Origin of the sequence: Carnobacterium gallinarum DSM 4847 (genome assembly GCF_000744375.1) — a bacterium.
Taxonomy (GTDB): Bacteria; Bacillota; Bacilli; order Lactobacillales; family Carnobacteriaceae; genus Carnobacterium; species Carnobacterium gallinarum.
Window position 1 is genome coordinate 1,941,672 of the sequence record NZ_JQLU01000005.1, and the last position, 12,065, is coordinate 1,953,736.

The following is a 12,065-nucleotide window of genomic DNA, read 5'->3' on the forward strand; positions in this document are numbered from 1 at the left end:
TTAATCAAAGCCATTATTTTGACTGACTGATTTAAACCAAAGTCCTGATTTTTTAACGGTTTTTTTGCCGGTTTCTAAATCTAAACGATAGAAACCATAGCGATTTTTGTACGCATTAATCCATGACCAACAGTCTACAAATGTCCACATATGATAACCTAGACAATTACTTCCATCTGCGATTGCTTGATGCAACCAGACTAGATGTTCTTTTAGAAAATCAATCCGATAATCATCTTCCACACGATCATTTTCAATAAAAGCTTCTTCTCCTTGAATTCCAATTCCATTTTCAGAAACAAACCAATCAATGTTGCCATATTTTTCCTTGATAGTCATTGCAATATCGTAAATTCCTTGAGGATAAATCTCAATTCCTCTAGATGTATTCATTCGTCGACCAGGCATTTCATAGTTGTCAAAGAACCATTCGGGACTGAAAATACCCGCTTTATTTGGCTCATAATCTAACGCCTTCACTCGTCTTGGTTTGTAATAATTAATGCCTAATAAATCAATTTCAGTGGAAGCAATCAAATCCAAATCATTCTCCAATATTGCAGGCATTTGATGATAGGCAGTTAGAATTGGTTTTAATTCCGCTGGATAGTGCCCTAATAAAATCGGTTCATTAATGCTACGAGTATAAAATAAATCTGCCATTTCAGCAGCCTTTAAATCAGCTGGATTTTGACTTCGAGGATAGACTGGAATAACATCCATAATAATGCCAATCTTACTATCTAACTCTAGCTGACGGAAAGATTTCACGGCTTCACAATGAGCCAAAATAATATGGTGCAAGACAGTTGCTGCTCGTTTAAAATCAACGACATAAGGGTAATGACGATCATGAAGATAGCCAGCTTCAGCCGGAATCATAGGTTCATTGAATGTGAACCAATACTTCACACGATCTCCAAATAACGCAAAACATGTTTCAGCATATTTTTTATAGGCAGCAATTACGTCACGGTTTTCAAAACCACCAATTTCTTGTAACTTCATTGGCATATCAAAATGATACAAATTAATAAAAGGCTCGATTTTTTTTGCAATTAATTCATCAATTACCTGATTATAGAAAATAACTGCTTCTTGATTAACCTCACCAACGCCATCTGGAATCAAACGTGACCAGGAGATGGAAGTCCGAAAAGAGTTAAAATCAATATCGGCCATTAATTGAATATCTTGTTGATAGTCTTTGTAAAAATGAGAAGTATGTTCGGTTGTCACTCCATCATAGAAGCGATGATTGTAATGCTGAGAAGCATAATCCCAAATGTTCTGTCCTTTACCATCCCCTTTTTCAGTTCCCTCCGATTGTGTAGCACTTGTAGAGGCACCCCAGAAAAATTGTGTTGGAAATTCATATTTTTTTGTCATGAATTAAATCAATCCTTTCATTTCTAATTCGTTTCATTAGCTAAAAGCTAATGGATATAAGTTAACGTCACTTGCATAAAAACGTTTTCTTTTATATCATGATTATAACGTTATGCTGAAATAAGAAAAGGGTTTCAACAGAACTAGAAAATTGTTTGAAGATTAGACATTTATGACAAATTAGTTACACCATGTAACTAATTTGTAGAAGCAATTAAATGAATAAAAAGTGAGGTGATTCGATGTTATTTCTTGAAAAAGTACCAGATTTAAGCTCTTTTGATTTGCAAATCTATAAATACGTTTCCGAAAACATCGATAAGATTATTTACATGCGCATTCGTGATTTAGCAGAAGCCACTCATACAAGCACTGCGAGTATTTTGCGTTTTACTAAAAAATTTGACTGTAGTGGATTTTCAGAATTTAAAGTGAAATTGCAACTTTATGCAGCAGAAAAAGCTTTAGAAGTAGTAGATGATGTTGATGAAATGAGTTACATTGATTTTTTAACACGAGCGATGCAGCCTAGCTACAAACAAAAAATCCAACGGGCAGTGGAACTCCTTGCCAATAAAGAATTAGTTGTCTTTTTAGGTTCAGGATCATCAGAAATCATGGCACAATATGGTTCCCTTTATTTCTCAAATCTCTTCACATTAGCTTTGCGAATTGAGGATCCGTCTAACTATCCAATTGAATTTTTATCACAGAAGTTTTCAGAACAAATCTGTATCATCGCTCTGTCAGTTTCAGGTGAAACGCAGGAGGTGACAAACTACTTAAAGCATCTAAATACAAGCCACTGTAAAGTCATTTCCATTACCAATAGCGAAAATTCTACAATTGCAAAATTATCAGATTTAAATATTCCCTACTATATTAATCGGGAAACTATAAAAAAAGATCGTGAGCATCCAGATAAAACCATTGAATTAACCTCACAATTACCAGCTGTTTATACAATTGAAGCAATTGCGAAGGCGGTTCGGAATTCATTAGTAGCAGAAAAAAACTAAAGATTTATATTGACTATTTTTCGATAGTTTCATATGCTTAATAAAAGCGACTGAGAGGGAGTTAGTATGAAATCAAAGGGATTACTTTACGTTGAGATTGCGAATACAATCAAAAATAATATCTTGGAGGGCATCTATCCTGTAGGTAGCCAAATTCCAACTGAGAATGAGTTAGAAAAACAGTTTGAAGTTAGCAAAATTACTGTTAGAAAAGCGATTGAAATTCTTTCAGGTGAAGGTTATTTAGAGAAGAAAAGTGGTAAGGGGACTACTGTTTTAAGCAATCGTCTATTTAATAAATTATCAAAGGCGGCTTCCTTTTCAAGTATGATTGAGGAAAAGGGACATCATTTAAGCAAAGAGATTTTAGCTGTTGAAAAAATAAAAGTGGATCCTAAAGAGTCAGAAATTATTGCTGCATTTGGTGAAGAAGCCTATAAGTTAACACGTTTTTATCGTTTAGATCATGAGCCTTATATTTACTTTGAACATTATTTGCCGATGCTAGGTGAAGAAGCTGTGTTAGCTGAGATTGGTGAGATTTCTTTATATAAATGGTTAGCAAATTATCAAAAATTAGTCAGTAAATTTCAAGATAGCTTTGCTGTTGCCCCAGCGGAGTCCAAAATACAAGAACTACTGCAAACTGAAAGCCCCTATTTATTAAAACGTATTCGACGCTCGTACGGTCAGTCAGGTGAAATTATTGAGATTTCTCATGCGATGTATGATACAGATAAGTATCCTTACATGATTGAATATGAGATTTAGTTTTTAAATAGCATAGCCTTTGTTGAAACTACTCTAAAACTAGATGAGTAGGCTAAACAAGGCTAAGCTGTTTTTTTATTCCACACATATATAGGAAATAATTTATTTACATAAGTACGTCCTAGGAATTATCTTTTTTATGAGGAAGTCTTAAAAAAGATAATCAAAACAAGTGCAATTGATTCTAAGGGGAAATTGGCTGAATTTGCCCTTTCTATCAAAAAAAATCCCTTAAATTGCCAAATTCATGCAAATAAAACTCCTTTAAAATGAGCTTTTGCACTTATCAAAGTGCAACTATATAGTATTGTAATCAGTGTTAAATCTAGATATATTATGCATGTAAGGGGTTTCGATAATACATGCTAGCAGACAAGGAAAGGATGGATGTAGGATGCAGGTGCAATTGTCCAAAAGAGAAATTAAATTAATTCTAGCGTTATTAGATACGGAAGCCTCTGTTACAACAACTACAATCAAATTAGCTACACAATTCCAAGTCAGTGTCCGCACCATTAAGTATGATTTGGAGAATGTGAAAATATGGTTTGAACAAAAAGGAACACCCTTATCCACACAAAGAAATAAAGGCACTTGGTTAGAAATGACAACGTCAAAGCGTATCGAATTAAAAAATGAGATTCTGCAAGTAGAGCGTTACGATTTATTTCCAGATCAAGAAATTCGAGCAAATCAGATTATTACCTTGCTGTGCCTACAAAATGAATTCATTACAACGTTAGAGTTAGCGGATCGATTAGAAGTAAGTAAGAATACGATTGTCGCTGATTTAGAACGTGTGGAACAGATTGTTGGTGCATACGAATTAGTTTTAGTTCGCAAAAATTATTTTGGGTATACTCTTGATGGTCCAGAACATCAAATTCGGTTATTGTTAGAAGCTGTCATCCAAAAAGAAATAACGGATTACGACATTTATACAATTATGAATTATATAACGGAACAAAGAAATGCTCCAAATACCAATGCGTTAAAGCTAGCAATGCAAACAGATATGTTAAAAATTTATCAAGCAACTGTTTATGAAATCTCACAAATCATGAGTCAAGAAATGATGGAGCAATTCAATTATAGTGAAATTCTATCAATTATTTTGCGTGTGACTTTAGCGACAGCACGGATGACCATTAATCGAACGATTCATAGCTATAAGATTCTTGGAAATCATCAATTGTTAGCAGAAAATCAAGAGTTGCCTTACTTATTAATGAAGCAAGTTTTTGATTTGTATCATTTTCCCATTCTTGAAGATGAATATATTTACATTTGTAGTGATGTGTTGATGGTCTATGAGGAAAAAAATATTGCTGAGTTAACCCGTAATATGATTGAGCTGGTAAGCGAGAAAGAACAATTGCCTTTCAATGAAGATAAGCAATTGTTTACGAATTTATTTGCTCACCTTTCATTAAAGTTGCATAAAAAGTATCTTTTTGTTAATGAATACAATCCTTTTATTGATGATATTAAAGCAAGGTATCCTACGTTGTTTAAGAGCATTATGGAGGCCTCAGCACAAGAAATCTCTAAATCCGTTTCAATCACAAATGATTCTTTTATTGCCTACATCGCACTACATTTTTTAGTTTCATATGAGAAATTATCCATTAATCGCAGTGTAGCACGAATTGTTTATGTTTGTTCAACAGGTTTAGGTGTGACGAGTCTGATTCAACAGCGCATTATGGAAGAAGTTGCTAATGTTGAAATTGCTAGCTTTGCATCAGTTTTAAAGGTAAAAGAAGTCATCCAAGCGGAAAATCCAGATTTAGTTGTCAGCATTTTTCCAATTGAAAACTTGCAAGTCCCATTTATTAAAGTGAACCCGATTCCAACCAAATCGGATATTCAGGCGATAAAAAAGACGGTTGAAGAAATCTTAACTACATCAGGCAATGCTATGAGTAGTTTGCCACGATTGGTAGCAAGACGACAAGTTCCTAATAAAACAGGTAACGAAGACCAAAGTCGTGATTTGATTCTAAAAGGGTTTGTCGTATATGAAGAGTTAAAAAAGCATTTTAGCCAGCGAATCCAGATTGGATATGAAGAAGCCTTTCTATTACACGTATTTATGATGGTGCATCGAATTTATTTTGATTCCCAATATGATAACGAAGGCAATGTTGCCCCAGATAGTTTGATTCAATTTGAAGAAGAGGTTACAGCCATTGAAAGCATATTTGCTAAAAATGATTTGACCATTAATAAAGCTGAAATTACGGCCTTATTACAATATATTAGCAATTGAGGAGGAAGTAAGTTGGAACATAAGTTGATAACAGAGGCGGTTAAGGGGATTCTTACAGAGGCCCAATATCCAGTTGAAACAGAAGCAATTTTGCATTTTGCTTTAAACAAGATGGAAGAACAGGGAATTTACCCAACGGAAGTACAATTAGTTGTACTGACTAATCATTTAGGTGAGATGGTTCGTCGTTCAAATGAAAATGAAGCAATTATGAAAGTCGATCCTGCTATGTTTAGTGAAGTCTCTACAGAAGCATTAGCTATTTCAGAAGATATTATGAATGAAATTGGCAATCTAGCAATTGATGAAAAGTATGTTTTATCGATTCATTTTGAAACAGCAAAACAAAATACAGCAAACTAAAAAATTAATATAAATGGAGGAATTTAGTATGGTAACAGTAGTAATCGCAGATCGTTTAGGTAAAGGACAAAATGTTGCAAAAGGTGTTGAAGCAGCTGGTGGAAAAGCCGTTGTTGTTCCAGGTATGGGTGCAGATATGCGTTTAGGCGATGTTATGCAACAAGAGAATGCTGATTTAGGAATTTCATTTTGTGGTAGTGGTGGTGCAGGAGCATTAACAGCTGCAACGAAATATGGCTACCCTGAACGCCATGGTATGCGTTCTGTTGAAGAAGGTATTACAGCAATTAATGATGGAAAAACAGTTTTAGGTTTTGGTTTTATGGATCAAGAAGAATTAGGCAAACGAATTGTAGAGGCCTATGTAAAGAAAAATGCTTAATCAAATAAAGTAAATGAAAGAGGAGTGATTCCGTTGTCAGATGTAACGAAAAAAAGTAGACAAATTGTACGAGTAGAAGGAAAAGCTGAGAAAAAAAATCAAGCCTTTTCTAATGCTTTAAATCAAATTCATGGGAAAGTCTTAAAAGAATCTGATGATGTAACATTACGGATTGAACCAATTGATACTAAAATTGTATTAGCCGAAGAAGAACGTTACACTGAAAAATTCTTGTTTTTCTTTTTACCACGAACGCGAGTGAACTATCGGGTAGTGTTAGATGTAGAAATTGAGATTACGTTAATTTCTGTGAATGAGGTTCAATTTGCTACTACTAATGTTACTAGCCCAACTGCACTTCCTCTTCCTAGCTTTAAGAAAAACAAACTTCCAAAGGAGGAAATATAGATGGCAATCGTAGTAATTTTACTTAAATCCTTGCTGATTGGTGGACTTGTAGGTTTTGCAGCAGGAGCAGGAGCAGCTCGAATGTTTCATGCACCAAAAACACAAGGATTAGGAGCTTTCCGTACGTTAGGGGAAATGAATGCTTGTGAAGGAGATGCGGCTTCACATTTTTCATTCGGTTTAGGCTTCTTCTTTAATGCATGGGCATCAACAGTTGGAGCAGGAGCATTCACGCAAGATGTGACACATCGGGTGATTCCAAACTGGGCAACAGCAGCATTATTATTCAAAAATAAAAATATCGAAGAAACAATGCACAACCCGAAAAAAATGGGGATTTATAGCGGAATTATCGGTATGGTGTTAGTTGCATTCTTAAATACAACAGCATCAGCAATTCCAGAAGCTTTACAAGTAACTGCAGTAGCTGTTTTAGTACCAGCAGCAAACCTTTTAATCAATACAGTTATGCCAGTATTGTTCTGGTTAGCAGCAATTGATGCAGGAAAACGTTCTGGCTTATGGGGAACGATTTTTGGTGGTTTATCTGCAATGGTTATGGGCAACGCAACACCAGGTGTCGTACTAGGGATTTTAATCGGAAAAGGCGTCGATGAGATTGGCTGGAACCGTGTAACAAAGAGTATGATGGTAGCTGTAGTCATTCTATTTATCTGTAGTGGTTTCTTCCGTGGATTTGATATGGAAATGCTTGAAAGCTTTAGATTACAAATTCCACAATGGTTAGAAAATGCACATAATATCTTTAGTGTTGGGTAATTAAATAAAATTGAAAGTAGGAAACATAAATGAGTGAAAAGTTAGAAAAACCAAATTTTTGGTATGCTGATTGGTCTTTTCCGATTTTTGTAGGGTTGTTATCAGCAGGCGTTTTTGCTGGAACACATATGTATTATGTCTACGGAGTTGGAGCATTTAATGAAGTGGCAATTGTTGCTATGTTAAAAGCAGGAATGGATGGCGGTTCTTATGGAGCAGCTGCAGCTTTTGGAGCAAGTTTCTTATTTGCTCGTATTTTAGAAGGTTCATTAGTTGGGATTTTAGATTTAGGTGGATCGATTTTAACTGGAATTGGGATTGGAATTCCAGCAATTTTCTTAAGTATGGGAATTGTTGCGCCAGTTGAGAACTTTGCTTTAGCGTTAACAACAGGTTTAATCTGTGGTTTAGCAACGGGTGGAATTATCGTATTAATTCGTAAATTTACAATTAATCAATCGAATTCAACATTTGGTGCAGACGTTATGATGGGAGCTGGAAATGCTTCAGGTCGTTTCTTAGGTCCACTAATTATTTTAAGTGCGTGTGCAGCTTCAATTCCAATCGGGATTGGTGCAACAATTGGCGCAGTTGTCTTTTATGTATGGAAAAAACCGATTGCTGGTGGTGCAATCTTAGGAGCAATGATCTTAGGAGCTATTTTCCCGATAAGCTTAGGCTAAAAATTACTATTGTTCTAATTTGTGCAAAAAATATCTTTGATTCGTGCAAGAATTATCTGGAATCCGTTTACATTTAAAGATTATAATGTTATATTGAATTAAGTAATTATTATAATTTTTTATTAGGAGGAAAGTTTGTGGATAAATTTGTTAACTTTTTAGAATTAAAAATATTACCAGTCGCAACAAAAATAGGGTCGCAACGTCATATGACAGCAATTAGAAAAGGGATTATTGCAACCATGCCTTTAACAATTGTCGGATCATTTTTCACGCTTTTATTAAATATTCCAATTGAATCAATTGCAGCAATGATTGATCCTTTTAAACCTATTTTAGATGTACCGTTTCGTTTTACAATCGGAATTTTATCTTTATATGCAACGTTTGGAATTGCCTCTTCATTGGCTAAAAGCTATAAGCTTGATAGTCTAACGAGTGGGATTCTAGCTGTACTAGCATTTTTAGTTGCAACAGTTGTCCCTGTTCAAGTGGTTGAACCTGTTGAGGGTGTTATTGCAGCTGGACGTTATATCAATATTGCTCAACTAAGTTCAGCTTCATTATTTGGAGCGATTTTAACAGCAATTCTATCAGTAGAAATTTATCGTTGGATGAAAGAAAAGAACATCACAGTAAAAATGCCAGAAGGTGTTCCACCTGAAGTTGCTAATTCTTTTATCGCTTTATTACCAGCAGCGGTTATCTTAATTCTTTTCTGGGTCATTCGTCATGTTTTAGGTTTTGATATTAGTGCAACATTAAGTACCATTTTAATGCCATTGAAAAATATACTTGCAGGAAATAGTCTATTTGGTGGATTATTAACGGTTTTCTTAATTACCTTCTTCTGGGTATTGGGAATTCATGGTCCAGCTATTATGGGGCCAGTAATCCGTCCTTTCTGGGATATTTCAATTGCTGAAAATACAGATGCTTTTGCAACAGGTGCTAGTGCGAATAACTTACCAAATATCTTTACAGAACAATTTTTACAATGGTTTGTTTGGATTGGTGGAGCAGGGGCAACGTTAGCGTTAGTCGTATTATTCTTATTTTCAAAATCAGAATATCTAAAAAGCTTAGGTCGTTTATCTTTCTTACCAGGTTTGTTCAATATTAATGAGCCAGTTATTTTTGGAGCACCAATTGTAATGAATCCAATCTTAGGAATTCCATTTATTTTAGCACCTTTAATTACAACAACATTGTCTTATTTCTTAACCATCTCAGGAGTGGTTCCAATGATGGCAAGTCGCTTACCATTTACCGTAATTTCACCAATTGCAGCCTGGATGAGTACGAACTGGAGCATTATGGCAGGAGTCTTAGTCTTAATTAACTTCGCTATATCTATAGCTATCTACTATCCATTCTTCAAAGTCTTTGAAAAACAACAATTGGACCGTGAAGCAGCAGCGAAAGCGGAAGAAATTGCCGCTTAATTCAAATTAAATGAGAAGGGAAACGAGAGGTTAGGAGTTCATCTAACCTCTTTGGTGCCAGAAAATGATGAATACTATTTATTTTATTGGTTTTATAGTTTATTTTCTCTTTTGTCAGTATTTAGTTGAGAAAGAAAAACTACCTGCTAAATTACTTGAATTAGGTGCCTTTAAACTAGTTTTATTAGGTGTTTTGGCAATTATTCTTAGCGGAATTATTGGTGTTTTAGTGAAAATTCCAGTACTATTGGTGACGATAGTGACTTTATTTGTAGCCAGTGTGATTGCTGGAAAATATCGTAAAGTATTTACGAAAATGGAAGAGGGAAATAAGATATGATGAGAAGATTAGGTGTTTCAATTTATCCAGACCATAGTGATGTAAAAACAGATGAAGATTATTTAAAACGAGCGGCTAATTATGGCTTTTCAAGAATTTTTATGAGTATGTTAGAAGTAACTGAAGGCAAAGAAGTAGTTGCTGAGAAGTTTACTCATATTATTCATTTTGCAAAGGACCTTGGTTATGAAGTGATTTTAGATATTGCGCCAAATATTTTTGATGAACTGGGAATTTCTTATGATGATCTAGCTTTCTTCCACCAACTAGGAGCTGACGGAATCCGTTTAGATGCTGGTTTTGATGGCAATAAGGAAGCGACAATTTCCTTTAATCCTTACAATATGATTATTGAATTAAATATGAGTAATGATGTTGCTTATTTAGATAATATTTTAAGTTATGAAGCCAATCGTCCATTTTTATATGGATGTCATAATTTCTATCCACAAAATGGCACAGCATTGCCATTTGATTTCTTTATGAAATGTAATGAACGATATAAAAAACAAGGAATGCGTACCGCTGCTTTTGTGAACTCTCAATTTGGTGATATTGGGCCATGGGATATTAATGATGGCTTGCCGACGCTGGAGATGCACCGTAATCTACCAATCGAAGTTCAAGCGAAGCATTTATTTGCAACGAATATGATTGATGATGTGATTATTGGAAATGCATATGCAACGGATGAAGAATTAGCTGCCTTATCAAAGGTCAATCGTTACCAAATTCAGTTAGCTATTGAGTTTGTAGCAGATGCTAATCCAGTTGAAAAAGAAATTGTGACAACGGTTCAGCATTTTAGACGTGGAGATATTACAGCACAAGTTGTACGTTCGACAGAAGTACGTAAACGATTTAAAGCCGAAGCAAATCCACTACATGATCACACACAAGAATTCCAACGTGGTGATATTGTAATTGGTAATGATAACTTTGGCAAATATAAAAATGAATTACAAGTGGTTCTAGAGTCTCATTCAGATGAACGCAAAAACTTAGTTGGACGTGTAACGCCTGATGAAAAAATCTTATTAGACTTTATCAAACCATGGAGTAAATTCAAATTCGAAGAAAAGTGAGGCAACTCCTATGGTCGATCTATATATAAAAAATGGAAAAACAGTAAGCGGAGATAAAATTGAGTTAACGATTCAAGCTGGTAAAATCCTTGAAGTAGCTGAAGAGTTACAAGATATTGAAGCAACTGAAGTGATTGATTTGGCAGGGGAATCTTATCTATCCGCTGGTTGGATTGATGACCATGTTCATTGTTTTGAAAAGATGACTTTGTACTATGATTATCCAGATGAAATTGGTGTCCCTAAAGGTGTTACAACAGTTATTGATGCAGGAACAACAGGAGCAGAAAATATTGGTGAATTCTATGAATTAGCTAAAAATGCTGAAACCAATGTTTTTGCATTAGTGAATATTTCTAAATGGGGCATTGTTGAGCAAGATGAATTAGCAGATTTGAAAAAAATCAAGGAAGACTTAATTACCGAAGCCTTAGCCAAATATCCGGATTTCATTGTGGGCATTAAAGCACGTATGAGTCGGACTGTTGTCGGGGACAATGATATTATTCCTTTAGATTTAGCTAAAAAGATTCAAGCGGATAATCATCATTTGCCATTAATGGTTCACATTGGTTCAGCACCACCAACATTAGATAAAGTATTGGCTGATATGGAAAAGGGCGATGTTTTAACTCATTGTTATAATGGAAAACCTAATGGAATTCTTGATGAACAAGGTGAGATTAAAGACTTTGTTTGGGATGCTTATCGTCGTGGCATTATTTTTGATATTGGTCATGGAACAGATAGTTTTAATTTTAAAGTTGCTGAAAAAGCAAAAGCAGAAGGTTTAGTCTGTGAAACGATTAGCACTGATATCTATCATCATAATCGTGAAGCTGGGCCTGTTTATGATATGGCAACAACTTTAGAAAAAATGCTAGTTTTAGGTTATTCATTAGAAGAAATTCTACCAATGATTACTGAAAATCCAGCAGCAGCATTCCATTTAACGAATAAAGGACAACTGAAAGCTGGTTTTGATGGTGATGTAACAATCTTTAAGGTTGCAAAAGCTGACAAGACATTAACTGATTCAAATGGCTTTACTCGTGAAACACATGAAGAAATTTTACCTACTTACGCAATTGTTGGTGGTAAAGTTCATCCGATAAAGGGGGAGTAATT

13 protein-coding genes are annotated in these 12,065 nt (G+C 34.8%); 12 read left to right on the plus strand and 1 reads right to left on the minus strand.

What is annotated here, in order from left to right; translation table 11 throughout:
• Complete coding sequence (locus tag BR43_RS13780; protein WP_034562913.1) at positions 1-1,389, minus strand: glycoside hydrolase family 1 protein; 1,389 nt, start codon at positions 1,387-1,389, stop codon at positions 1-3.
• Between the two features lie 242 nt (positions 1,390-1,631).
• On the opposite strand from BR43_RS13780, the gene BR43_RS13785 reads away from it, so the two are divergent.
• The 12 genes from BR43_RS13785 to BR43_RS13840 all read left to right on the plus strand — a co-directional run bounded on the left by BR43_RS13785 (position 1,632) and on the right by BR43_RS13840 (position 12,063).
• Positions 1,632-2,408 (plus strand): MurR/RpiR family transcriptional regulator, encoded by a 777-nt coding sequence (locus BR43_RS13785; protein WP_034562916.1) that lies wholly within the window; start codon positions 1,632-1,634, stop codon positions 2,406-2,408.
• 66 nt (positions 2,409-2,474) lie between these two features.
• Positions 2,475-3,179 carry a GntR family transcriptional regulator gene (locus BR43_RS13790; RefSeq protein WP_034562918.1) on the plus strand — a complete coding sequence of 235 codons (705 nt, stop codon included), beginning with the start codon at positions 2,475-2,477 and terminating at the stop codon, positions 3,177-3,179.
• Between the two features lie 394 nt (positions 3,180-3,573).
• Positions 3,574-5,451, plus strand: coding sequence for a BglG family transcription antiterminator (locus BR43_RS13795; RefSeq protein ID WP_034562919.1), 1,878 nt, complete (start codon positions 3,574-3,576; stop codon positions 5,449-5,451).
• 12 nt (positions 5,452-5,463) lie between these two features.
• The gene (locus BR43_RS13800; RefSeq protein WP_034562921.1) at positions 5,464-5,814 is read left to right on the plus strand and encodes a transcriptional regulator; all 351 of its coding nucleotides are present in this window, start codon (positions 5,464-5,466) and stop codon (positions 5,812-5,814) included.
• 28 nt (positions 5,815-5,842) lie between these two features.
• Positions 5,843-6,196 carry a glycine-rich SFCGS family protein gene (locus tag BR43_RS13805; protein WP_034562923.1) on the plus strand — a complete coding sequence of 118 codons (354 nt, stop codon included), beginning with the start codon at positions 5,843-5,845 and terminating at the stop codon, positions 6,194-6,196.
• Positions 6,197-6,229: 33 nt separating this feature from the next.
• A complete protein-coding gene (locus BR43_RS13810) occupies positions 6,230-6,604 on the plus strand; it encodes a DUF4312 family protein (protein WP_034562925.1) in 375 nt (124 codons plus the stop codon).
• The gene (locus BR43_RS13815; protein ID WP_034562927.1) at positions 6,605-7,384 is read left to right on the plus strand and encodes a DUF4311 domain-containing protein; all 780 of its coding nucleotides are present in this window, start codon (positions 6,605-6,607) and stop codon (positions 7,382-7,384) included. It begins immediately after the preceding gene.
• Between the two features lie 29 nt (positions 7,385-7,413).
• Positions 7,414-8,067 (plus strand): DUF4310 family protein, encoded by a 654-nt coding sequence (locus BR43_RS13820; protein WP_034562929.1) that lies wholly within the window; start codon positions 7,414-7,416, stop codon positions 8,065-8,067.
• Between the two features lie 137 nt (positions 8,068-8,204).
• Positions 8,205-9,512, plus strand: a complete 1,308-nt coding sequence (locus BR43_RS13825; RefSeq protein WP_034562931.1) for a PTS sugar transporter subunit IIC — start codon at positions 8,205-8,207, stop codon at positions 9,510-9,512.
• Positions 9,513-9,576: 64 nt separating this feature from the next.
• Positions 9,577-9,852, plus strand: a complete 276-nt coding sequence (locus BR43_RS13830) for a hypothetical protein (protein WP_034562933.1) — start codon at positions 9,577-9,579, stop codon at positions 9,850-9,852.
• On the plus strand, positions 9,849-10,937 hold the full coding sequence (locus BR43_RS13835; RefSeq protein ID WP_034562935.1) for a DUF871 domain-containing protein: 1,089 nt from the start codon (positions 9,849-9,851) through the stop codon (positions 10,935-10,937). Before BR43_RS13830 ends, BR43_RS13835 begins: the two co-directional genes overlap by 4 nt.
• Before the next feature lie 10 nt (positions 10,938-10,947).
• Entirely contained in the window at positions 10,948-12,063 is a 1,116-nt protein-coding gene (locus tag BR43_RS13840) for an amidohydrolase/deacetylase family metallohydrolase (protein WP_034562937.1), read from the plus strand.
• Positions 12,064-12,065: the final 2 nt, after the last annotated feature.

Coding starts and splice junctions, on each gene's coding strand:
- BR43_RS13780 (WP_034562913.1), bottom strand. CDS start 1,389: ATGACAAAAAAATATGAATTTCCAACACAATTTTTCTGGGGTGCCTCT.
- BR43_RS13785 (WP_034562916.1), top strand. CDS start 1,632: ATGTTATTTCTTGAAAAAGTACCAGATTTAAGCTCTTTTGATTTGCAA.
- BR43_RS13790 (WP_034562918.1), top strand. CDS start 2,475: ATGAAATCAAAGGGATTACTTTACGTTGAGATTGCGAATACAATCAAA.
- BR43_RS13795 (WP_034562919.1), top strand. CDS start 3,574: ATGCAGGTGCAATTGTCCAAAAGAGAAATTAAATTAATTCTAGCGTTA.
- BR43_RS13805 (WP_034562923.1), top strand. CDS start 5,843: ATGGTAACAGTAGTAATCGCAGATCGTTTAGGTAAAGGACAAAATGTT.
- BR43_RS13815 (WP_034562927.1), top strand. CDS start 6,605: ATGGCAATCGTAGTAATTTTACTTAAATCCTTGCTGATTGGTGGACTT.
- BR43_RS13820 (WP_034562929.1), top strand. CDS start 7,414: ATGAGTGAAAAGTTAGAAAAACCAAATTTTTGGTATGCTGATTGGTCT.
- BR43_RS13830 (WP_034562933.1), top strand. CDS start 9,577: ATGATGAATACTATTTATTTTATTGGTTTTATAGTTTATTTTCTCTTT.
- BR43_RS13835 (WP_034562935.1), top strand. CDS start 9,849: ATGATGAGAAGATTAGGTGTTTCAATTTATCCAGACCATAGTGATGTA.
- BR43_RS13840 (WP_034562937.1), top strand. CDS start 10,948: ATGGTCGATCTATATATAAAAAATGGAAAAACAGTAAGCGGAGATAAA.